This window comes from Anatilimnocola aggregata (genome assembly GCF_007747655.1).
GTDB classification, from domain to species: Bacteria; Planctomycetota; Planctomycetia; order Pirellulales; family Pirellulaceae; genus Anatilimnocola; species Anatilimnocola aggregata.
In genome coordinates this window covers 4,136,722-4,160,310 of sequence record NZ_CP036274.1, presented here as the reverse complement: position 1 = coordinate 4,160,310, position 23,589 = coordinate 4,136,722, and the positions used below count along the sequence as shown (strand labels likewise).

The 23,589-nt window shown below is 60.2% G+C and carries 17 protein-coding genes; 11 read left to right on the top strand and 6 right to left on the bottom strand.

Features of this window, described 5'->3' with window-relative positions; all coding sequences use genetic code 11:
• Positions 1-165: 165 nt before the first annotated feature.
• From ETAA8_RS15790 to ETAA8_RS15755, 8 genes are all read left to right on the top strand, one after another.
• A complete protein-coding gene (locus ETAA8_RS15790) occupies positions 166-2,073 on the top strand; it encodes a tetratricopeptide repeat protein (RefSeq protein ID WP_145090072.1) in 1,908 nt (635 codons plus the stop codon).
• 43 nt (positions 2,074-2,116) lie between these two features.
• A complete protein-coding gene (locus ETAA8_RS15785; RefSeq protein ID WP_202921864.1) occupies positions 2,117-2,611 on the top strand; it encodes a DUF2752 domain-containing protein in 495 nt (164 codons plus the stop codon).
• Between the two features lie 63 nt (positions 2,612-2,674).
• Positions 2,675-3,484 carry an alpha/beta fold hydrolase gene (locus ETAA8_RS15780; RefSeq protein WP_145090069.1) on the top strand — a complete coding sequence of 270 codons (810 nt, stop codon included), beginning with the start codon at positions 2,675-2,677 and terminating at the stop codon, positions 3,482-3,484.
• A 224-nt stretch (positions 3,485-3,708) separates the two neighbouring features.
• Entirely contained in the window at positions 3,709-5,358 is a 1,650-nt protein-coding gene (locus ETAA8_RS15775; protein WP_145090066.1) for a prenyltransferase/squalene oxidase repeat-containing protein, read from the top strand.
• A 40-nt stretch (positions 5,359-5,398) separates the two neighbouring features.
• The gene (locus tag ETAA8_RS15770) at positions 5,399-6,283 is read left to right on the top strand and encodes a hypothetical protein (RefSeq protein ID WP_145090063.1); all 885 of its coding nucleotides are present in this window, start codon (positions 5,399-5,401) and stop codon (positions 6,281-6,283) included.
• A gap of 10 nt (positions 6,284-6,293) precedes the next feature.
• Positions 6,294-10,007: an outer membrane protein assembly factor BamB family protein gene (locus ETAA8_RS15765; protein WP_145090060.1), complete on the top strand. Its 3,714-nt coding sequence runs from the start codon at positions 6,294-6,296 to the stop codon at positions 10,005-10,007.
• Positions 10,004-12,220, top strand: a complete 2,217-nt coding sequence (locus ETAA8_RS15760) for an ABC transporter substrate-binding protein (protein WP_145090057.1) — start codon at positions 10,004-10,006, stop codon at positions 12,218-12,220. Before ETAA8_RS15765 ends, ETAA8_RS15760 begins: the two co-directional genes overlap by 4 nt.
• A 4-nt stretch (positions 12,221-12,224) precedes the next feature.
• On the top strand, positions 12,225-13,637 hold the full coding sequence (locus tag ETAA8_RS15755) for a hypothetical protein (protein WP_145090054.1): 1,413 nt from the start codon (positions 12,225-12,227) through the stop codon (positions 13,635-13,637).
• Between the two features lie 15 nt (positions 13,638-13,652).
• Here the strand turns inward: ETAA8_RS15755 and rph are convergent, their stop codons facing one another.
• The 4 genes from rph to argB all read right to left on the bottom strand — a co-directional run bounded on the left by rph (position 13,653) and on the right by argB (position 17,660).
• Positions 13,653-14,369, bottom strand: coding sequence for a ribonuclease PH (gene rph / locus ETAA8_RS15750; protein WP_145090051.1), 717 nt, complete (start codon positions 14,367-14,369; stop codon positions 13,653-13,655).
• 19 nt (positions 14,370-14,388) lie between these two features.
• Positions 14,389-15,306 (bottom strand): ornithine carbamoyltransferase, encoded by a 918-nt coding sequence (argF, locus tag ETAA8_RS15745; RefSeq protein WP_145090048.1) that lies wholly within the window; start codon positions 15,304-15,306, stop codon positions 14,389-14,391.
• A 79-nt stretch (positions 15,307-15,385) separates the two neighbouring features.
• Positions 15,386-16,591, bottom strand: a complete 1,206-nt coding sequence (locus tag ETAA8_RS15740; RefSeq protein WP_145090044.1) for an aspartate aminotransferase family protein — start codon at positions 16,589-16,591, stop codon at positions 15,386-15,388.
• Between the two features lie 187 nt (positions 16,592-16,778).
• Entirely contained in the window at positions 16,779-17,660 is an 882-nt protein-coding gene (argB, locus tag ETAA8_RS15735) for an acetylglutamate kinase (protein WP_145100600.1), read from the bottom strand.
• 485 nt (positions 17,661-18,145) lie between these two features.
• Here argB and ETAA8_RS15730 point away from each other — a divergent pair, with 485 nt between their 5' ends.
• Both ETAA8_RS15730 and ETAA8_RS15725 read left to right on the top strand, forming a co-directional pair.
• Entirely contained in the window at positions 18,146-18,928 is a 783-nt protein-coding gene (locus ETAA8_RS15730) for a sigma-70 RNA polymerase sigma factor region 4 domain-containing protein (protein WP_145090041.1), read from the top strand.
• A 187-nt stretch (positions 18,929-19,115) separates the two neighbouring features.
• Positions 19,116-20,717, top strand: coding sequence for an amidophosphoribosyltransferase (locus tag ETAA8_RS15725; protein WP_145090038.1), 1,602 nt, complete (start codon positions 19,116-19,118; stop codon positions 20,715-20,717).
• Positions 20,718-21,171: 454 nt separating this feature from the next.
• Here ETAA8_RS15725 and ETAA8_RS15720 read toward each other — a convergent pair whose 3' ends face one another.
• Complete coding sequence (locus tag ETAA8_RS15720) at positions 21,172-21,501, bottom strand: calmodulin-binding protein (protein WP_145090035.1); 330 nt, start codon at positions 21,499-21,501, stop codon at positions 21,172-21,174.
• Between the two features lie 389 nt (positions 21,502-21,890).
• Here ETAA8_RS15720 and ETAA8_RS15715 point away from each other — a divergent pair, with 389 nt between their 5' ends.
• Positions 21,891-22,946, top strand: coding sequence for a hypothetical protein (locus ETAA8_RS15715; protein ID WP_145090032.1), 1,056 nt, complete (start codon positions 21,891-21,893; stop codon positions 22,944-22,946).
• A 29-nt stretch (positions 22,947-22,975) separates the two neighbouring features.
• Here the strand turns inward: ETAA8_RS15715 and ETAA8_RS15710 are convergent, their stop codons facing one another.
• Positions 22,976-23,500: a PH domain-containing protein gene (locus tag ETAA8_RS15710; protein ID WP_145090029.1), complete on the bottom strand. Its 525-nt coding sequence runs from the start codon at positions 23,498-23,500 to the stop codon at positions 22,976-22,978.
• Between the last annotated feature and the right edge of the window lie 89 nt (positions 23,501-23,589).

Sequence of the window (23,589 nt, the reverse complement as noted above, 5' to 3'; positions counted from 1 at the left end):
CCGAGGCCCAGCGAGTCATGGAATGACTCGTCTACGGGGTAATCGCGCTTGCCGCAGTCGAGCAAGCTGGGTTATTCTGGGATGAATCAGGAAGATGGGCGGGTAGGAATTAAACTACACTGTCGGTAGAGGCTCACGGATCAGGCGCGAGAAGGGCACACGCTGATGAATCATCAATCGAAAACAGCCAGCAGTTTCGTGGGGCTGTTGTTATTGGGCTGGTTGTTTTTCGGGCCTGCCTGGTGTGCGTTGCTGCCAGCTGCCGATCCGCCGGAAAAGCGGGGGGCGGGCGATATCGACCCGAAAGTTGCCGCCCTGGTCGAGCAACTGGGTGACGACGATTTCGCCATTCGTCAGTTGGCGCAGGCTCGGCTGAGCCGGATGGGGCTCGAAGCGTTCGATGCGCTGGTAGCCGCGCAATATCACCCCGTGCTCGAAGTGCAAATGCGGGCCCGATTTTTGGTTCGCGGCATGTCGGTGCGTTGGTACGACGAAACCGATCCTCCCGAAGTGGCCCGCCTGCTGAAGTCGTATGGCGAACAATCGGACGAAGAGCGCCGCAGCCGAATGGATCGTCTCGGCAACATGGAAGATCTGCCCAGCCTCACGGCTCTCTGCCGACTCGCGCGGTACGAAGTGAATCCGATTCTGTCGAAGCATGCCGCGATTTTAGTTCTGCATCGCCCCGAACCGACAAAGGGTGACCTGCGCGCACAAACGGCCACGACCATTGCCGCCGGCATCGGGGCAAGCAAACGTCCCGCAATACAATGGCTGCAAACCTATTGCGATACGCTCCGCGATCCCGCCGCCAGCGTGGCCGAGTGGCAAGTCACGATTGAGAAAGAGCAGGAACTGCTCGCGCTTCAGCCCGCGTTGACCAGTCGGCAACTGGTGCGCGATTTGTATCGGTGGCAGATCAAACTGCTGCAGCAGTTGAATCGCGATCAGGAAGCGATCGCCCTGATGCGGCAAACCATCGACCTGCTCGATGGCGACCCAGCGCAAGTCACCGAGATTGTCGATTGGCTGGTTCATCGCCAGGCCTGGCAAGTGGTGATCGATGTCGGCGATCGGTTCCCGCATATCGTTGCCGACGATGCGCTGCTCCTCTATCTGCGCGCTCAAGCTTTTCTGGCGCTCGGCAAAAACGATAAAGCTGCCGCGAAGAAGGCTGCCGAGATGGCGCAAACGGCACTCGAACTGCGTAAAGACAACCTGGAAGAGCATCTGCGAGTCGCAGCCTTGCTCGGCGACCGAGGCTTGTTCGATTTTGCAGAGCAGGAATATCGCGTCGTCATGAAGACGGCCGCTCCCGGATCCGTTGCCGACTTTAAGGCCCGCTTTCAACTTTCGGAACAATTGCACGATCAGGGGCAAGAACTGGCCGCGGCAGAATCGCTCAAGCCCGCCATCGAACTGATGTATCCCGAAGGGGACGATGCCAAGGGAGAAGTAGCCCGCGATATGGCCATTCGTGCCCGGCGAGACCCCGAAGCAGTTCGCTCACGGATGCATTATTTCTTCTCGCGGCATTATCACGAGCAGAAGGACCATGCGAAAGAAAAAGCCGAACTGGCCAAGGCGATTGAGTCCGACCCGACCGATGCCGATGTGCTGATTGGGCAGTTTCGCCTGCCGAACCTGACGGCCGACGAGCGGAAAGAAGTCATCGACCAGATCGAAGCTTCGGCCAAAGATTTTCGCGATCAGGTTGCCGAGTCGCGCGAGAATGCGCAGGAAGCGCAGAACGAACAGATGCGAGCACAGTTCAATCTGCAATTGGCCATTGCCTGCAATCAACTTGCCTGGCTGGTGAGCAATACGCAGGGAGATTTCGACGAGGCCCTGAAGTGCAGCCAGCGGTCGCTGGAAGTCCGCCCCGATGAAGGTGGTTACTGGGATACCCTGGGCCGCTGTTACTATGCCAAAGGTGACTTTGAGAATGCGGTGAAGCAGCAGTCGCAGGCCGTGAAGTTGCAGCCTCATTCGGGGCAGATTCGCCGGCAGCTTGAATTATTCGAACAAGCTCTGGCCAGGCAGCGGGCCGCAAAGCCGGCGGCCACGCCATAAGCTGATGATGACTGCCGCCAGTTCTTCGACTGCCCGACCTGCCATGGTTGCTATCATCACCGATGAAGCCGCGCCCGATGAATCGGTGCCCGCTCAAGCTACGGAGGGCGAAGTTCGTCGCTTCGACGGGGCAATTCATTTATGGCTGCTGGCTGGTTCGGTGTTGGTCATCGTATTGGCGGCCACAATGAAGGTGCACGAAGTGCACGAGGTTCGCCTGCCTGGCACCTGGTTCTCACTTCCGGAACTCTGCTATTTTCGTCGTGCTACGGGGCTCGATTGTCCGGGCTGTGGGCTGACGCGGTCATTCATTTCGCTCGCGCACGGGCAACTGCTGGCAGCCTGGCACTTCAATCCAGCTGGCGTGTTGCTGTTTCCCGTGGTTCTCTTTCAGATTCCTTATCGCCTGGCGCAATTATTGCGTGTAGGGCGTGGCCACCGACCCTGGAACCTGACCACTGTCGCGCAAGGCGTGTTTATCGCCCTGTTCGTTGTGCTCATTGTTCAATGGGTGGCTAAATTTCTCCCAGCGTGGTGAATTTGGAAGCGTCGCGCATGCGCAATCGCGCCTGACCAACCGGACAACAGAAACGAGACAACCATGAGTGGCAACAAAGTTACCGTCGGTAATCTGCAGATGAATGTCGTCGATCAAGGAAGTGGCCGGCCTCTCTTGCTGGTGCATGGCTTTCCGCTGGATCACACGATGTGGCAAGGACAGATCGCCGCGCTGGCCAGCGAATTTCGGGTGATTTCTCCCGACTTGCGCGGATTCGGCCAAAGCATTGCGGCCACATCGTCCAAGACGACGATGCGGGAATATGCGGATGAACTGGCCCAACTGCTCGACGCGCTGGAGATCACCGAACCGGTTGTCTTCTGCGGGCTCTCGATGGGTGGCTACGTGGCGTGGCAATTTTATGCCCACCATCGCCAACGACTCGCCGGGTTGATTGTCTGCGATTCGCGGGCGGTGGCCGATAACGAGAAAGCGGCCGCCGGGCGACTGGAAACAGCGACCAAGGTCGAGACCGAGGGCTCGCAAGTGGTAGCAGACGCGATGCTCCCTAAGTTATTCCCCGCTGCCGCCGTCGAACGCGACGCTGACTTCGTCACCGCTACGAAAAAAGTGATGCTCGCTGCACCTCCCGCGGGTGTGGCCGCCGCGCTCCGCGGCATGGCCGAGCGGCCCGACTTCACCAAGGAACTGGCCAAGATCGATGTTCCCACGCTCATCATTTGCGGCGCGGAAGATGCCATCGCCCCTCCCGCTGAAATGAAAGAAATTGCCGAAACGATTCCCGGTGCGAAATACGTCAGCATCGCGGGTGCTGGGCACATGGCCCCGCTCGAAAAGCCAGCCGAAGTGAACGCGGCCATCTCGGCCTTTTTGAAGTCGCTGCCGAAATAGGGTCTACTACTCATCACGCTTCATGAAGTCGTTTTTCTCCTCGCTTTGTCGAGTTCCTCGACATTACTGTCGGTTTTTGTTTGACAGCGGCCAGCAGGCTCGTTAGCATCCCTGGAGTTCGCCGAGCGAACGACTTGTCTCCATCTTTTCTGCGTTGCACCGACTATTTACCGTAGTTCTGCACGCCTGGCCGACTTGGGTTTGTCCACCCCGGGGCTGCCGCCATGATGCTTCGACGGTTCCACCACCTCCGCTGGCTCAGCGGTTTGTTGGTATTTGCGACACTGGCCTGCGGCCCGTGGCGATCCGCTCGCGCTGTCACGCCCGATAGCCCGGATGTCAAAGCTGTCCTCGACAAGGCCTTCCAATTTCTCGAGACAGCCGACGACGCGCGACTGGGGGGCAAGTGCCTGATCGGCCTCGCCTTCCTAAAGAATGGCGCCGACGAAAAGCATCCCAAGATCGAAGCGGCCGTAAAGGCCTGCATTGCCGCCACCAAGCGCGATGCGACCGAGATCAAGAATGATATCTATAGCACCGGCATCGCGATCATCTTTCTCTGCACCCTCAATCCCAGCAAGTACTCCGTCGAGATCCTCAAGCTGCGCGATTCTTTGCTCGCCCGCCAAAAGCCGCACGGGGGCTGGGGCTATCCCGAGCGCGACACGGGGGACACCTCGATGACGCAGTACGCCGTTCTCAGTTTTTGGGAGATCTCGAAAGCGGGGCTGGGTTGCGACATCGAGTCGACCGAGAAAGTGGCCAACTGGATCATCCGCACCCAAGATCCGGGCGGCAGTTTTGGCTATCAAGGGCGCGAAGCCACCTTTGAAGAAGAAGAGGGCAAAAAGCCCAAGATGGAACTCGTCAAGCAGGATAGCGCCAAACTGAGCATGGCCGCAGCCGGGCTCGGTTGCACCTACATGGTTGCCGACTTGCTCAAACTGAGCGAACTGACCACCGAGCGCGACGCCAAATTGCCGCCGGCTCTGCGTCCGGTCAAAAAGCCGCTGGCTCAGGTTGCCCTGACCGACAAGGTCGAACTGCGTTACATTCGCGCGGCGCAAGAGCGCGGCCGCAGTTGGTTAGCCAAGAACTATAAGATCGATCCACCCGGCTTCACGTTCTATTACCTCTACGGCCTCGAACGATATCAGAGCTTTTACGAAGCCTCCGAGGGGCGCTTCATCAAAGAACCCCGTTGGTACAACGAAGGCTTCGTCTATCTAAAGAAAGAACAACAAGAAGACGGCAGCTGGAAGGGGGCCAACGAAGCGCTCAACGCGCCGGATACCGCTTTCGCCGTCCTCTTCCTGCTTCGCTCGACGAAGAAGGCCATCGAGAAATCGAGAGCGTACAGCGAGGCGACCCTTGTCTCTGGTCGCGGGCTGCCGGGCAATAGCCAGGAAGTGGCGATTCGCTCCGGCCGCATCGTGCAGACCAAGGTCAACGTCACCATCACGCAGCTGGTCGATATCCTGCACGCACCCGAGCACAAGGCTTTCGGCACTGTCAGTGGCGACTTGGAGCTGCTCCGCGAACGACTCACGCCACTAACGGCTGCCGAACAGGCAACACACTTAGCTCGCCTACGCACTCTCGCGCTAACGGGGGGCGCAGAGAGCCGTCTGGCCGCGGTGAAGGTGCTGGGTCTGGTGAGAGATCTGCACGGGGCCGAATCGCTAATCGCCGCGCTCGACGATCTCGATTGGCGAATTGTCGTTGCTGCTGACCACAGCTTGCGGCAAATTGGGCGGATCGTTTCGCCCAGCACGCTTGGCGACAAGCCGAACAAAGTGGCCCGCGCCGATGCCATCCAGAGTTGGAAACTGTGGCTCCTGTCGATTCGCCCGGATGCGGAATTTTTCAACTGACCCCTTCCGAAATGCACCCGTCTGCCTGCGACTCTCTCTTATGACTTCCGGCACTCCTCTCGCTGACACCCAACCTTCGCAGCCGGTTACTTCCGTTGCGGCGGAACCAAGTGCTCCAGCAGTCGCGCCCGCGAAGTCGAATCGATTTCTGCTCATCATCGGCGCGGTGGGTGTCGTGCTGTTGATCGTCGTGGGGGGCGTGGTCGCCAGCTACCGCTTTAGTTCATCTCCAACAACTACATCCGCCGCCGATTCACTTCCCGTCGCTGCCGAACCTGGACCACCGCCGGCATTGCCAGCGTTTGTCCTGAGCGGCGATGACACGAAGCAATCTTCAGCCAGCGATACGCCCGAAGTGATCGGCAAGGTGATGAGCGCGACGCTGCGTATGCAAGCGCGCAACTTCGTCGGTGCTGGTGAAGTGGCCGCGCCACCACCGTACATTGTGCGCGGCGGCGGGACGAACGAAGTGAGTGGGCTGGAGTTGCCCAATCATGAGCGCTGGGAGTTGCGGTTCCCGACCGGCACGACCATCGAAACTTACGCCCGGCAGCTCGACTTTTTCGGGATCGAACTGGGCGTAATTGGCGGCTCGCCGAACGTCACCTATCTGACCGATCTCTCGAACCCCAAGCCACCCACCCGCGAAGCACCCGGCAATGCCGACACGCGCATGTATTTGATTTGGAACCGCGGGCCGATGCACGAAGCCGACGAAATTCTCGTCAAACGTGCGGGGCTGAATCCCGCGGGCAAAGTCCTCGCTCACTTTTGTCCGCCGGAGTTCGAAGCCGAACTGCTGCGGGTCGAAAGCGAGCAAGCGAAGGTGAATCAATTCGCGCGGGTTCGCCGCACCGTCTTCGGCATCCAGCCCGCTGGCCTGGATCAATTTCGCCTCGTCGTGACCGATCAAACAGGCGAGTGACCCAGCAGCCATGACCAGCGAAGTATTTTTGCAGAAGTTGGAACAAGGGGGACTCGCGCCGCCGGAGATTGTTGCCAGTTTGCGCCGGCAAGTCGCGGCCGCTAAGCAACCGATTGTGCCCGCGACAATCGCCAAACTGCTCGTCGATAAAGGCCATTTGACCCCCAACCAAGCGTACCGCTTGCTCGATGCGGGAGGTACCGCGAGCGCAGCGCCAAAGCCCGCCGCACCCGCGCCGGCAACCAAGCCCGCTGGTGCGTCGGCCATTCAGAAACCGGCAGCTGCGCCGGTGCATAGCAGTTCCGCACTTGACGACCTTGGCCTTGCGCCGCTGGACGATCTGCCAGAACCGCCCGCCAAGGGGCCCGCCAAGCCGGCTGTGAATCAAGCGGTCGCTGCACCTGCTAAACCTGCCGGGGCCAAACCTGCCCCAGCCGTTGTTAAAGCGCCAGCTGACACTCCTTTCGCGCTCGATGATCTGGGCCTCGCGCCGCTGGACGACCTGCCCGAGTTGCCGGCGACTCCTGCCAAGGCTGCTTCTGCTGTTAGCAAAGCGCCGGCCGCCCCGGCGAAGACTATACCCGCGAAGCCAGCACTTGCACCCACCGTCACACCCATCGCGCTGGATGATCTGGGGCTGGCGCCGCTCGACGATTTATCAGAACCAACCCCCGCTGCGACACCGGCGAAGTCCGCATCCAAGCCAGCCACTGCGCCAGCGGCTAAACCTGCACCGGCGAATAAGCCCGCGATACCGGTTGCTCCCCTATCAGCACCCGCGCCAGCTGCCAGTGGACTGGATGATTTAACCGCACTCGACGATCTGGGCTCAGCCGGCCTTGATTCACTTGAATCGCTCGATTCACTCAACAATGACAATCCCCTTGGTTCCGCGGCGCTCGATCCTTTTGCCACTCCTGCCGACCTCAACTCACTCTCTGCTCCACCACCCGCTGCCAAGCCAGGGTCTGGCACGCAACCTGCGCCGGCCGCACCTACTGCAATCGCAGTGGCCACTGAAAATCGGCAAACGCTTTGGGTGGGAATTGGCATTGGCAGCGTCGCGTTGCTGGTAGTCATTGTCGGGCTCGCCCTGTTCTTGTGGCCGCGCGGTAGTGGGCAGGAAGAATTCGCAGCTGCCGAGCAGGCGTATCAAGAAAAGCAGTACGCGGCGGCGATCCCGAAGTACGATCAACTGCTGAAGACATTTCCGAACCACGACCAGGCGTCGCTGGCCAAGGTTCACCGCAGCATGGCAGCCATTCATGCGGCCCACAGTTCGCCCCCCGATTGGCCGCGACTGCTCACGGCCATGCAGCAAGAGGCCGGTACCCTCGCCAGCGAATCAGCTGCCGCGCAAATTCACACCGAACTTGCTCCCTTGTTGCTGCCGCTGACCGAGTACTTCGGCGCGCAACTGCTGCAAGCGAAGTCGGCTGACGAGCGGCAAGCGTCGGCTGCCTCGGTTCGCGCTTCCCTCGCCCTTTGCAACGATGCTCGCCTGCTGCCGGCCAATCTCCGCCCCTGGCAAAAGTTGGCCGAGATCGAAGAAAGCCTGCAGTTCATCGCCCGCGATGAACTCCGGGCCCAAGCCCGCGAGCAAGCCCGGCAGACCATTACCACAAAGCTGGCGGCCGGCGATGTGCAGGGCGCACTCGCGGCGCGAAGCACGCTCTTGCTTCACTTTCCAGAAGTTGCGAGCGAGCCATTCTGGCAGGAACTGGCGGCACCACTGGCCGAAGCCGCGCAGCGTGCGGTGAAGAGCTCCGGCGACAAACGTCCTGCTGAGACGGCGGCTGCGAAGTCGGCGGTCCTCAACACAATTCCTTGGCAACAACTGACGGGACAAGCGAGCGGTGTCGCGAATGGCACCGTTGTTACTGTGGTGGCGGGTGGCACTATCTACGCGCTCGATGAATCCACCGGCGATGTGCGTTGGAGTCGTTACCTGGGTTGTCCGGCGAACGTCGCTTCCTTCCCGCAAACGAGCGGCAGCAGCTTGCTGGTCGATTTCGCGCGCCGCGAACTGCTGCAAGTCAGCACACAAACAGGCCAGCTCGCCTGGCGACAACCGCTGGCCAGTGATCCGGTAGGCGCGCCACTTGTGGTCGAGGGCAAAGCCTATGTTTCTCTCAGCACCGGCGAACTGAATTGCTTTGATGCCGCCAGCGGCGAACTCCTGGCGCACGCTCAGTTGCCACAAACGGTGACGCTTGGTCTGCAGGCCACGGCCGATGGCCAGCAATTGATTCAGGTTGCCAATGAAGGCTTGCTCTACGTCCTGAATGCTGCTGATCTCAATTGCCAGCGCGCTGTTTACTTGGGGCACGATGCGGGGAGTATCGTCGACCCGCCCCTTGAATTTCTTAGCCGCCTTGTGATGGCCGAGAACGTGGGCAATCAGACTAAGTTGAATTCAATCTCCTTGACCGGCAGTTCAGCTGAGACGAAGTCGCAGCGCGTAGACGGCAACGTAAGCACTCCGCTGCTGGTTGTCGGTTCGCGGCTCCTTGTTCCTACCTTGGCGGGCAAGATTCACGTGCTCGAAGCTGCGACCGAAGGAGGCGAGCCTCTGAAGCTGGTCAGTTCGCACAGCCCGGCGACTGCGGAGCCCGTCGCATGTTACTTGTCTGCCAGTGGCGGCGGCCTGTTGTGCGCCGGCCAGGGCCTTTCACAACTTACGCTCGGCGCAGACAAAAAGCTCCAACCAGCCTGGTCAGCAGTAACCACGGCCACGTTTGACGCTGCGGCTCAGTCCCAAAACCAAACCACCATTGCCGTGCATCACGACGCAGGGCAAGGAATCACCTGGGCTACAGCCGTGAGTTCAGCCGCTGGCGCACCGCGCTGGCAAGTACCACTGTCGCTCCCTTTGAGCCTGGTCAGCCGCGCGTCAGGTGAGGCACTCCCCCTCATCATTCCGTGGCAGAACATTCCCGCCTCCCCAACGGCGGCCACTTCTGCGATTCATCGTGCGGATCAACTGGGCGCGGTCGCTCTCAATGAGAAACAGTTACTACTATTCGCGATTGGTAAGAGCGAACTCTCGCTGGTTGATTCGTCCGAAGCGACCGGAACTGCGCCAATGACTCGCACCAGGAAACTTCCCGGGGTCGTCGCGGGAATGCCCGCGCTCTGCGGCCAGCAATTGCTGGTGCCCCTGACCGATGGGACCATCGCCTGCTTGAATCCCCAAACCGGCGAGCCTCTCGCCGCGCCGTTTGCCTTGGCCACCAAGTCTGCCGATTTTTCCGGGCTGCCAAGCTCGCCAGCAGCGATCGTCGGTTCGTCACTGTTTGTCAGCGAACTCGGCGGCACTCTTCGTCAGTTCCTGCTTCCCGACCTCACGCCGGGGCCAGAGACGAATCTGTCTGGGGCTCGCCTCAGCTTCGGTCCTCACGCGCTGGGCGACGCCATTCTCTTCGCCACCAGCCGCGATGAGTTGCAGTGTCTGCAGGCCGATGGTTCGCGCCGCTGGCGAATGACGCTGACGCATGGCCCATTCATTGGCACGCCGCTGGTTCACGGAACCCATTGGTTGCTACTAACGCAAAGTGGGGTCGTCGAAGTACGCGCCGCGGAGACTGGCGAACTGGTGCAAAGCATCGATTGTGGTCAACCGCTGCAAGGAACTTCATTGCTGGCCGGCAATACGCTCTGGCTACCGGCGACCAGCGGACAGGTGTTGCAGCTTTCTCTGGCCCGCGAGCAGGTCCAGCCATGAATCACCGACTGACTTCCCTGCTGTTGATGTTGTTCGGAGCGCTATCGGCGACGGCGGCCGAGCCGTTGTACCTGCAAGCCCCGTACGACGAGGTGAAGCTCGATGAGACGAACGGCAACACACTGTTGAAAGTGAAGCCGCTGAATTTGCCCGAGCGCAAGGTCCCCGCGGTGGCCAATCGCCGCGGCGATCTCGAACTGGAGATGATCGAACGCCCGGGCGAGAACTTTGCCATTCCCTGGCTGAATGTGGTCGATGTCAAATTGTTCGAAGAGCGTGTGCTGGCCGAAGCGGAGCAGCAGGTGGCCGCGGGGCACTACGATGAAGCGCAGGCCAGCTTTCGTTTTCTGGAAACCAAGTATCCGCAACTTCCCAAGCTGGGCGAAGCGATTGAGAAGTTCCTCTGGCAACAGATTGGCGGCAGCTTTCGCGCAGGCAAACCCGACGAAACGCTTGCCCTGCTGGTCGAATTACATCGCCGCAACCCGAATCGCCCGGGCCTCTCCACCGCCTTCGAACGGACCACGAGCGAATTAGTGAAAGCGCGAATCGCAGCAGGGAACTACCGCGGCGCGCGCGGGCTTTTGACTTCACTTGCCAAGCGCTTTCCGGAAGCGGGGGCCACCGTAAGTGCTCCGTTCCACACGCAATTGCAACAGCAGGCCGAGCAACTACTCGCGCAGGCGCAAGCAGCGTCGGTCGCCAATCGGTGGAGCGACGCCCACCGGTTGTGCAGCCAGGCGCTCGATGTCTGGCCGCGCGTAGCCGGCGGAAGTCCCCTCTCGCAGCAGATTCACGGGCGCTATCCGGTCGTGACGATCGGTGTCATCGGTGCTTCGTCTTCGTTGCCTGCCACTGAGAATGCGTTGGCTTCGTGGCCCGCGCGGCGAGCCAATCAACTGGTGGCGACTCCGCTGGTCAATATGGTCGATAGCGAAAAGGGACTGACATATCGTTCGGAATTTGGCCAGATCGTACCGCAGGCGGACACGCAGCAGTTCCTCATCCGCCTGGCTGAAGGTGCATCCGCGGTGGAACTTGCGCGGTGTCTGAAACCAAGCGACGAAGCGAAGCCGTTCGTCTCGGCCATTCGCGCGCGAAACGCGCAGGATTTGCTGATTGAGTTTCAGCAGCCGCAGTTGCGACCAGGAGCCTGGCTGCGATTCTGCACTCAGCAGTTGGTTACCACTGAGCAAGAATCGCCTGCCATGACGGGGCAATATAAAATCGCCGACGATTCGTTCCCGCTGCGGACGTATCAAATGAATGGCACAGCTTCAGCAGCGAATGCCGCGCCGCAGATCATCCGCGAGCGGACGTTTGCAGATGCCACTCCCGCACTATTGGCGCTGCGCCGCGGGCAGATCAGTTTGCTCGATCGCGTCCCTCCGTGGGAGTTGCGGCGACTGCGCACGATGAGCGATGTGCGCGTCGTGCCGTACGCGATTCCGACGGTGCATCTGTTGATTCCCAACCCCAACAAGCAGTTACTCGCCAGTCGTACGTTTCGCCGCGCGCTCTTGTACGCGCTCGACCGCGAATCGATTCTGAAGCAAGGCCTGCTCGTCGAACAACAGATCCCCGGCTGCGAAGTAATCAGCGGGCCATTCCCCCTGGGAGCAGAGCGCGAAGCTTGGAGCTATGCATACAACGCCGAAGTGAAGCCCCGCGCGTACGATCCGAGTCTGGCGATTATGCTGCTGGAAGTTGCGCGCGGCGAAGCGACCGGCGGCAAGCCCGCGGCGATTGTGCCCCCACTCGTGCTTGCGCACGATGACCAACCCACGGCCAAGATCGCTTGCGAGTCGATCGCTCGTCAGCTGGCGCGCATCGGTCAACCGGTAACGCTCAAGCAGATCGAAGGTGACGAAGCAGCGACCGATGCCGACCTGCGTTACGTCGAAGTTGCCATTCAAGAGCCGCTGGTCGATGCCTGGGCGCTGCTCGGTCCCGGTGGTCTCACCGGCGCTTGTTCGCCCCTCATGCTGGAACATTTGCGCAGTCTCGATGCGGCCGCCGATTGGCCGTCGGCAACGGCTCGCCTCCGCGCCATGCATCGCCTGGCAGCAGCCGAGTTACCTGTCATTCCGCTCTGGCAGACGACAAATCACCTGGTTGTTCACTCGAGCCTCAAGGGGCTGGCCGATCGTCCAGTGTCGTTGTACGAAGATGTGCAGCGGTGGCAGATCGCCTGGCAAAAGCCGCAGGAGTGATCGGATGAAGTTGCTTGTTACGATGATCGCGTTTGCCCTCATCGGCCTCTCGCCGCTGAGCGCGACGCGTGCACAGGGGACTGCAGCAGAAGTCGCGACAAGTTGGGAACTGACGCCCTATCATATTCAGCTGGCCGTTTTCGTTGAGCCCTCGGCGCGACTGCTGCCGAACGTCGAGGCCGCTTTGCAAGCGCAGTTGATCGCCCAAGCGAACGCCACGCTGGGTGGCCCCTGGCAAGTATCCGCTGCAGACAAGTTCGCCGCGCTGCGGAGCCACTTGCTACTGACGCTGATCGACGTCGACGCGCTGCCGCTCCAATTTCCCGCTAATGACAAGAGCGGGCCCGACAAAGTGCTGCTGGTCACCGTGCGTGAACAAGGTGGGAAGATCGACATTTGTGCCCGCGAATGGGACGTCACCTGCCAGGCGTGGAATGTGCCTGTGGTGCGGACTACACAGCAAGTCGGTCGCCTGCCCGCCGAAGCTAGTGCGGCCATCGTTGCCGCGTTCGCGCCCCTCGCGCGCATCGATGCGGTCGATCAAGATAAGGTCACCCTCAAGTTAAAAGCTGGCAACATTCCGCGCCGCGACGGGACGTATCTCACCATTGGCTCAACGCCCGCCTTCCGTCCCTTCATTCTCGCGCGCGCTGGCGAACAGCAGGCACCCAGTGGCACGGCGGTGCTCGTGCCGTGGACTTATCTCGCGCCACAAATGAGCACGGTGGTTACAACGGGAACGAAGCGGGCGAACTTCCGCGCCAAGTTGCACACCGGCCTGCGCGGGACCATCTTGCCGGAGTACCATCCGCGGCAAGTGCGGCTGGCGCTGGGCATCTCGCAGGGAAGTGCGGTGACCACAGTCAAACTGGTCGACGAAGCGACTTCGGCGCAGCCGCTAGAAGGCTATGAAGTGATCGCACAGGCGCTGGCTACTTCGAATGTCAGTGCGGAGAAGCCTCGCCTGGGAGCGAGCGACCGCAACGGAGAATTAATCATTCCGCCAACGACCACCGGCCTGCAACGGCTGACGGTCAAGCATGGTGGCGAAGAACTGGTGAGCGTTCCGTTCATCGCGGGGCTACAAAGCCGCCTGCAATTGGCCCTGGCCAGCGATCGCCGTCGCCTGGAACTGGCGGCAGCCTTAGCGGAACTCAATGACGATCTGCTCGACCTGGTGGCCAAGCAGGGAATTCTCGCTTTGCAAATGAAGGAAGCGCTTTTGAAGCGCGACTTCACCCAGATGGGCAGCGTCGCTGCGGAACTAAAGGCGGTCGGGCGGAAGGATCGCTACAGCGCGCGACTGGCGGAAATTACCCGTTCGGTCGCCGGTGCCGATGAAGCCACCCGGCGCAAGCTAGAGCCGCAAGTGGCCGAAGCCAAGCGGGCGATCGAGCAACTCCTGGCCGATCAGTAAAGCGCCAGTGATTGCCTAAAAGGGCCACTGCCGTCCGAGCGCTTTCTTTTGAATCTCGGTCAGCTCGGTGATTCCCTTGCGCGCGTGCTTGAGCAGGGCTGCGAGTTCATCGTCGCCGAAGGTGGCTTCTTCGCCGGTTCCTTGAATCTCGACAAAGCGACCTTTGCCGGTCATCACTACGTTCATGTCGACGTCGGCGTCGACGTCTTGCTTATAGTCGAGATCGAGCGTCGGTTTGCCATCGACAATTCCCACGCTGATGGCAGCGACACTATCGGTGAGAGGATACTTGGTCGGATCGGGCAGATCCTTGCGGATCGAATTCAAGGCATCGACGAGCGCAATCAGCGCGCCGGTAATGCTCGCGGTGCGCGTGCCGCCGTCAGCTTGCAGCACATCGCAATCGACCCAGATCGAGCGTTCGCCGAGCGCCTTCAAATCGACCACCGCCCGCAAACTGCGACCGATGAGCCGCTGAATCTCCGTAGTGCGGCCATCGACCTTCGCGCGATCGCGCCCCTTACGCGGACTAGTGCTGCCGGGGAGCATGCTGTACTCGGAGGTGATCCAGCCTTTCCCCTTGCCGGCCATCCAGTCGGGAACCTTGGCTTCGACACTGGCGGTACACAGGACGACGGTCTCGCCCGCTTGATAGAGGACGCTCCCCGGCGTGGCGCTGGTATAGCCGCGTTTGATCTTCACCGGGCGGAGTTCGTTGGCTTTGCGGGTCATGAGGGCTTTCAGAGAGGATTTACGCTCGTTCGCCGAGCAGCCAGGCGATGAGGCCCTTTTGCACGTGCATGCGATTGGCGGCCTGGGGAATGACGGCGCTGTAGTGGCCGTCGATGACGTCGGCAGCGACTTCTTCGCCGCGCTTGGCGGGCAAGCAGTGCAGGAAGACAGCTCCTTCGGGTGCGGCTTCCATCAGGGCGACATCGACCTGGTAATCTTTGAACGCCAGCTTGCGCTCCTCTGCTTCGGCCTCTTGTCCCATGCTGGTCCAGACGTCGGTATAAACGCCAATCGCGCCGCTGACCGCTTCGCGCGGGTCGGCCGTTTGCGTGAGGACCAACTCAGGCACTTCGCGCTTCAGTTCAGCAAGGAACTCGGCGTCGAAAGTATAGCCCTTGGGCGACGCAACAGCGAACTCCACGCCCAATTTGCCGCAACAGACGGCCAGGCTGCGGGCCACGTTGTTCGAGTCGCCGATGAAGGCCAGCTTTTTGCCCTTGAGCGGGGCGTGAATCTCTTCGAGCGTGAAGAGGTCGGCCAGCGCCTGGCAAGGATGGGCGCTATCGGTCAGGCCGTTGATCACCGGGCAGTTGCAGTATTTGGCCAGTTCTTCGATGCGCGAATGAGCCGTGGTGCGGCAGACGATGATGTCGACATAGCTGCTCAGCACTTGCGCGAAGTCGGCGGTCGATTCACGCTTTCCCCAGCCCACGTCCTGCCCCAAAAAGAGCGTATTGCCGCCGAGATGGGCCATGGCCGTTTCGAAGCTGACGCGGGTGCGGAGCGATTGCTTCTCGAAGAGCATCGCCATCACGCGGCCGGGCAAGTGAGGCTCGCGAATGCCCGCAGCCAGGTCGCGCTTCAGTTCGTGCGAAAGGGCGAAGACTTCGCCAATTTCTTCGCTCGACAATTCGAATAACGTGAGAACATGTCGCATTAAAAACACGCCTTCCTCAAGAAAGAGGAGCAGGACTACGAAGCGGAAAAAGCCAATCGGAAAAAGCAGGATGAATCGACTAGGAGCGGGGCAACTTCTGCAGTACGTCGGCCAGAATATCGCAGCCTTCTTCGGCTTGCTCTTCGGGCAGGTTCATCGCCGGCAGCAGGCGAATCGTCTTCCCCTGCGTGCAATTGATGAGCAGCTTTCGTTCGAGACAGGCCTGCACGGCCGGATTGCCATCGACCGAAAGTTCGACGCCGATCATCACGCCGGCCACGCGAACTTCCTTGATGAGATCGCATTGCTGCTGCAACTTCGTCAAGCGACGACGGAAGAGCTCGCCCAACTGCTTGGCATTGTCGAGCAGGTTTTCTTCTTCGATCGTTTCGAACGTGGCAATGCCGGCTCGCGCGGCAATGGGGTTGCCGCCGAAGGTCGCCGCGTGCATGCCGGGACGAAGTGCCGGGGCGATCTCGCGCTTGGCAATCAGTGCGCCGCCAGCAATGCCGCCGCAGACAGCTTTGGCGAGCGTCATCACGTCGGGTGTGACGCCGAATTTTTGATAGGCGAACCAATCGCCGGTGCGGCCGCAGCCGGTTTGGACTTCGTCGAACATCAGGAGCAGGCCGCGCTCGTTACACAAATCGCGCAGCCCTTGCAGAAAGCCGGCAGGGGGAATGCGGACGCCACCTTCCCCTTGAATGGGCTCGATCATGATCGCGCAGGTCTCGTCGTCAACCAGTTCGCGGGTAGCTTCGAGATCGCCAAACGGGGCGTAGACGAAGCCGGGCAACATCGGCTCGATGCCGTCGTGATACTTGGGCTGCGCGGTGGCAGTGACCGAACCCATCGTCCGGCCATGAAAGCCGCCGGTGAAGGTGATGATCTTGTACTTGCCCTTGGGCGAATGCAGACGCGCGATCTTGATGGCCGCTTCGTTGGCTTCGGTACCGCTGTTGCAAAAGAAGGCCTGGCCGCCAAAGCTGCGCTCGTTGATGACCTGGGCCCAACGCCCTTGAACGTCCATGTGCCACGTATTGGGAACGTGAATCAGCGTGGCCACTTGTTCCTGCACGGCGGCGACCACCTTCGGCGGGCAGTGGCCCAGCAGATTGCAGCCCCAGCCGGGGAAGAAGTCGAGATAACGGTTCCCTTCGCTGTCCCACACCAGAGAGCCTTCGCCGCGGACCAGGTTGACCGGATAGCGGTTGTAGTTGGCGATCACGTGTTGCTTGAACAGCGCGACGGTTTCGGCGGAACTGAGTCCAACGGCGGTAGGCATTTCGTTTCTCCCTGCATTCGATTCTTACTCCCTCGCCTCGTGTACTCACGGGGAGAGGGCCGGGGTGAGGGGCCGAAGTGGAGTAGTCGCGACCATTCAGCCGCAGCCCCTCACCCTATCCCTCTCCCTGTATTTGCGTGGAATACCACGGATACCGAGGAGAGGGGAATATTTTCAAAACAATTCGCTACTGAGCCTTCATCATTTCCGTGCCAACGCCCGAGGTCGTGTAAATCTCGAGCAGCAGGGAATGACGCAGGCGACCATCGATGATGTGCACCTTACGCACGCCGCGGTCGAGTGTTTCGAGGCAGGCTTCGACTTTGGGAATCATGCCAGCATCGACAACGCCGGTCCGGATTAGTTCACGCGCTTCGACGTCGGTGAGCGAGTGAATGATCGACGTCGGGTCGGTTTTATCGCGCCGCACGCCATTCACGTCGCTCATGTAGATGAGCTTTTCGGCACCAAGTGCCTGAGCAACCGCAGTGGCAGCGGTATCGGCATTCACATTCAGCTTGCCGCCGCTGGCGTCGAGAGCCATCGAGGGGATAATCGGCACCTGGCCGGCATAGCAGAGGTTTTCGATCACGTTGCGGTCGACGCGGGTCACTTTGCCGACGTGACCGAGGTCGATCTGCTCGCCGTTTTCGCCCGGCAACGTCATCCGCTCGCCGAACAGGACATTTGTGGTTTTGAAATTGAGGTTCATTGCCCGGCCGCCGAGCTCTTCGATCTGGCGGGCGATGCCTTCGTTGATTTCGCCGGCCAGCACTTCCTCGACAATCCGCAGCGTATCGTCGTCGGTGTAACGGCGGCCCTTGATCTTTTTGGGGACGAGCCCCGCGGCATCCATGGCGCGGTCGATGGCAGCACCACCGCCGTGCACCACGACGGGACGCATGCCCACCGTTTCCATAAAGACGATATCGAGCAGCACGTGGCGCAGGGAATTCTCCTGTTCCATGATGCTGCCACCGAGCTTGATGACGGTGATCTTATCGCGGAACCGGCGGATCCAACCGAGTGCTTCGATCAGCACGTCGGCCTTTTGAATGGCTTCTTCCAACTCAGGCAAACTCCCACCGCGACGGCGTCGCGAGCTAACCTGGGTGCAACACCCAGCTTTGGTATTACTGCTGCTTCTACTAGCCCGCCGAACCATTACGGGCAGAAACGGCTAAACGCCGCGACCCACCAACAAGGCTGGTAGGGAGCGGCGTCTCGTAAACCGCAAATTGTTCTTTGTTGGCTGGCGGCTGTCAACGCTTGGGGACGAAGAATTTTTGCGGAAGAGGGCGTTTTTCCGTAGGCGAGGCAACCCGTGACATGGGGATTTTGAGGTGATTGGGGTGCCCTCCCCGTAGACGAGTCATTCCATGACTCGCTTTTCCAATCCGGCTGAACCGCATAGCTCTCGGTCACGGAGTGACCGAGCTACGGGGGAGAAAAAACAGATGTTGTGAAGAAATAGTCGCTGACTGCTGACCAGACTAGTCAACGAGTTGTGATGGAATGAGGAGATTATTTCTTTCACGAGTCGGGAGAACTGCCATGGTTGCGGATCTGAAAGTGCCGCCGAGCGAACGTGATTTTCAAGCGTTTCGATTGATTAAAGTCGAGCAGCGGACGACGCGGGCGGTGGCCGAACTACTGGGCATTTCGCAGACCAGAGTCTGCCAGATTGTGCAGCGGGTGCTGGAGTTTTTGATCGAGACGGCCCCCACTGCCGACGACGAAGCGCGGCGCGCGCAGGCCATGTATGTGGCCAAGGAAGTGGCCGCGGATCGCTTCGATTTTCTGTTTCGGGTGGCCATGCAAAGTTGGGAAGACTCGAAAGGTTACGTGACGACGTCGCGGAGCGTGGGGCGCGACTCGCGCTCGGTGAGCACGACGCGGCGGAACTATGGCGACGTGCAATACCTGTCCGCTGCGGTGCGCATCAACGTGATGGCCGCCAAAATGACGGCCTCGCGCCTGCCGCCGTGGCAAGCAGTGACGAGCGAGAACGAAGTGCGTCCGGAGAAGCGGCACAAGAGCGCGGCGGTTGTAAATGAACCGGCTGTAAACCACCCGGTTGAGGACTGTTCAACCCGCACGAGCCAGCAGCCCGCAGAGGCTCCGTGCGAGATCATCGCTGAGCTAGTAAGTCGTGAGAATGGAACGGTTTCGCGCGCGGAGCGGTTCGCGTTTCGGCAGCACCGAGAGAGCGAAATGCGAACTGTTCAAGAGGAGCAAAGCGAAGCTGCGACTTCCGCCGCAATCCCCCTGAATCGCCACCAGCGGCGGGCCAGGCAAGCGTTATTAGCGAAGAAGCTGGCGGGGCGGAAGAAATAACGAGCAGTGTGGCGCTGATTTTTCTACGTAGTTCGCGCAACTTGGCGCATGTTCGCGCGCATTGTGTTACGAATCACAGGTGTTGGCTTGTTCAGCACCCGCTGCTTGCTAGAATGGAGGCCTGTGATGGTTTCGAAGTTTTCCCGCGACCTGTTTAGCGATTTACGTCGCCCGAGTGCCGCCCGAAATGAGTGAAATCCACCACGAATGCGGCATTGCCGCGATCTATCACTTGCCAGGCGATTTACATCCTCTCGTGCCTGGTCTGGTGCACGAAGATGCTGCCCGCTTGTTGCCACGGATGCTGCAAGACATTCAAAACCGCGGGCAATTGGCCGCGGGAATGACGTCTTATCTGCCCGGTCGGCCGCAACTCCTCACGACGCACAAAGAACTCGGCATGGTCAGCGAAGCCTTTCGGCTGTCGCAACGAGACGAAGCCGAAGCGATCATGAGCAAAAACCTGGGAATCGCGGCCATTGGCCACGTGCGCTATGCCACGTGTGGTGCCGACGATCGCAATTATGCCCAGCCATTCGAGCGTAACCATATCGAAAAGCGCAAGTGGTTCAGCTTTGGCTTCAATGGCCAACTGGCCAACGTGCAAGAGCTAAAAGACAAACTGCTGGCCGATACGTCGCACCATTTAACGCGCGACAACGACACCGAAGTCATCATGCACGAGATCGGCCGCGAGATGTCGGGCGAGCGCCGCCCCACGCTGATCGAACTGATGACGAACCTCAGCCGCAAGTTCGATGGGGCGTATAGCCTGGTGCTGCTGAATGCCCAAGGCGATATGCTGGTCGCCCGCGATCCGTTGGGAATCAAGCCACTCTGTTATGCCAAAGAGGGGAACCTGTTCGCGGCCGCCAGCGAAAGTGTCCCGCTGCTGAATCTGGGTTTTCAGCCCGAGAATATCAAGTCGCTCCCCCCCGGTTATGCGATCACGATCATCGACGGCCAGTTCGACATTCAGCGCTATGCCGATACGGTGGGCCGAGCCCACTGTTATTTCGAATGGATCTATTTCGCCAACGTGGCCAGCACGCTCGATGAACGGAGCGTCTATCTATCGCGCACCGCGCTGGGCGAAGAGTTGGCCCGCTTGGAACTGCTCGATGGTTCGGTGCCGATCGACGAGAACACCATCGTTGTGCCGGTGCCGGACACCAGCAAAGCGGCCGCCGATGCAATGGCTCACCGCCTGCGCGTTCCCTCGCGCGAAGGGTTGATTCGGAATCGGTACTCGGGCCGGACCTTCATTGAAGGTGGGAACAGTCGTCGGAAGAAGGCTGAAACGAAGTACACCCCGCTGCGTGAAGTGCTGCAGGGGAAGCGGGTCTTTCTGGTGGAAGATTCGATCGTCCGTTCGACGACGATGCGGGTGCTGCTGAATCGCATTCGAAGTTTGGGGGGCGCGAAAGAGATTCACGTGCGCGTGGCTTGCCCGCCGATTGTCGCGCCCTGTTTTTACGGCATCGATATGTCGACCATCGATGAGCTGTTCGCGCCGAAGTTTTTGCAGGGACGCGAAATCACGCCCGAAATCGAAGCCGAGATGGCCGCTTCGCTGGGTGCCGATTCGCTGCGATATTTGCCGGTCGAATCGATTTCTAAAGCGGTGCGTTATGACGCCAGCAGTTTGTGCCAGGCTTGCATCACCGGTCGCTATCCGACGCCGAGCGGGCAGAAGTTGTATCAGATTGCCCGCGAGAATGTGGGCAAGGGAAATGGGACCGACTCGCGGACGTATGAAGTGCAGCACACGCTAACGTTCGCGCAGTAGTGCGCAATGCGGGAGTTTGCTCCTGTTCAGAAGACCGTAGACACAGTCGCCTGCAAGATCGATCATTCCTCACCAGCGCGCTCGGTGCCAAATCGAAGCGAACGAATAGCGAGAGATGGAATCGCTGGCTACCACGGCGCGCTCCTCGCTCACGCTTCGGGTTACCTAAAGCGGGGACAAGAAAAGCCACAACCCCGTTTCCAGGCACTTGCTCAGGGTGCAAAGATCCGGGGTTGTAGTTTTTTGGTAAGTGCGTCTGCGTTCAGAACGCTGTTCGCACTCGGTGATTTGTGTGGGTGGCTGGGCGTTTAGCGCCTCAGCCCCTCACCCCAACCCTCTCCCTGTCGTTTCGTGGAGTACCACGAGTACCGAGGCGAGGGAGTAATACGGTTGAGGTTTGGTCTTGCTGCCAGACCCTAGACCCTAGTTCCTAGCCCCAATTCCCAGCTCCCGCTTAGAACACGTCCAGCATGAACTGGTGGCCTTGGTGATACCGGCGTTCTTCCGGATATTCGTTGTGCCATTGGCGGTTGTAGGTTGGGATCCGCATTTCGGACGGATAGCGAAAGTACATGTCTTCGCTGCTGCGGTAGTATTCGTTGCCGTAGAAGTTCTGCGGATAGTAGACGTAGGGGTAGTGGTAGAACCGTTCCCAGTCCATCCGGCTGTATTGCCCGCCCCACACGCGGCCATAGGCACGCTCTTGGGCTTCGGCGGTTGAGGCCGTCGTAACGACGCCCATGACAAAGGCGCAGGCAAGCGCCAGTAGCAAACGACGTATCATCAGAGTCCCCCCTTAGAGCCCTTCGTCACCCGGATCGTCAGCCTCGGCATTGTCAGTCGAGGAAGCGGCCAATTTTGCAGAAGCGGCACGAGTCGCGGATCGTTGCGGGCGATCCGGAATCATGCACGCCGTTGGGTCCAGCGGCCTGTACTAATCCCATCGGCAGACCTTGCGACCGGCATTGAACGATTATTCGGCATGACCGGCATCTTGAGCAGCTTACGCAGCTTCGCAAATGGGCCGCTGGCGAGCGCCGCTGGCAGAAACCGCCAAGGCCGTCCGTTTTGCGCGTTTGCTGCGGGAAATAAGGGCATATAATTGCCTGCGCCGATTTCGGACCAGCGGCGTCTCAGTGGTGCCAGGGCAGAAACAGGGCGGGAGAAACAATCGTGACGATGATTTCCCTTAGGAAGGCTGCTGCCGCCTGCTGGCTGACCATGCTCGTGGGGGCGGCGATGCTGGCCACATTGCCCGCAGCAGCGCAGAGTGGGGCGCGCGTCTCGCTGGAAGTGGTAACGCAGCCCGGGTTCTCGGCCGAAGAAATTCGCGAATGGCTCCCCGCGCTGGAGAAGGCGGGCTTTAGCAACGTGCGCGTGCGAACCGGTCGCGATGGCGACGGCGCGGCGATTGTGGCGACCGGCAGCGGGAACTCGGCCAACTATCAAGTGACAGCAGTGCTGACATCGGACAATCGGCTGCACTTGCCCAACGGCAATTATTCGTTCGAGAGTCGCGGCAAAATCAACGCCTGGGTCGAGAAGCTGAAGGCAGGTGGCGAAGAAGGGTTGAATGCCAGGGCGGGGGCTTTTGGGCTCGTACCCAAAGATTTGGTAGCCGTGCACGAAGGGCTGACAACGAAGGTGAACTTCTCGACCACCGGCAAGACGACCCGCGAAGTGGTGCAGGCAATTGCTGTGAACTTGCCGATCGGGATGAAGGTCGATCCGGCCGTGCGCGATAAGTTCGGCGAGGAGAAAGTCACTGACGAACTGCTGGGGATGAGTTCGGGTACGGCGCTGGCCGCGGCAATTCGTCCACTGGGGCTGGTGCTGTTGCCGGCGAAAGTGGGAAACGACGTCACGCTGCGGGTGTTGGACTCGCAGGCCGCAGAACAAGTCTGGCCCGTCGGTTGGCCGATGAAGACTTCGCCCCGCGAAACGCTCCCCGATCTCTTTAAGTTTCTGAACGTGGAAGTCAGCGATGCCTCGCTGGCCGAGTCGGTCGAAGCGATTCGGGGGCGCTTGAACGTGCCGATGATTATCGACCAGAATTCGCTGGCCCGGCAAAAGATCGACTTCGCGACGGTGAAGGTCACGCTGCCGAAGACGAACACGTATTACGCGAAGATTCTCGAGCGGCTGCTATTTCAAGCCAAGCTCAAGTACGAACTGCGGATCGACGAAGCAGACCGGCCATTCTTGTGGATCACGACGGTCAAGCAGTAGCCCCTCTCACAGCGCGTGAGGACGGCCAACTAGCGGCCTTGGCGGTCGCGGGCTTGCTTCACACCGACGTAGGCCATGTGGGCCTTCATGACGGTCGAGCGGAACGCCTCGGGGCGCGAGACGGCGTCGAGGCGGAAGGTCTCGACATTTCCCTTGCGGAAGACGAGGTCCCCCGCGTCGTACCAGCTTTGGCCGGGAAGGACTTCGACATCAATGGTATCGAAGCGGTCGAGGTCGATGGCTTTATCTTCGGCCATCTTCCAACCCTTCTGCACGATCAGGCGGCGGTTGGTCAGCAAGTAGCGAGTGCCAATGCCTGGGGCCACGCGCATGAAGAACAGGACCAACGACACCGGAATGGCAGCCAGGGCGATCAGGCGGCCGAGGCGGAAGAAGTAGATATCCGGCATGCGGATGTCGTACAACGAGCCGAGCATTCGCCCCAACCCAAAACGGGCGACGGACGGCCACACGGTCATGACTGTGGTTTCGCGAGTTTCTGCGGGAGTGACACCGGCAATGGCTTGGGGAATGGGCAAAGCAGTGGTGGTCATGGTTCTAGCGAACGAATACGGGGCCGGAAGCGACGGAACTGCAAGGCGTTACAGTAGCAGAAGGGGAAAAAATGTTCCAGCGGGGCGAA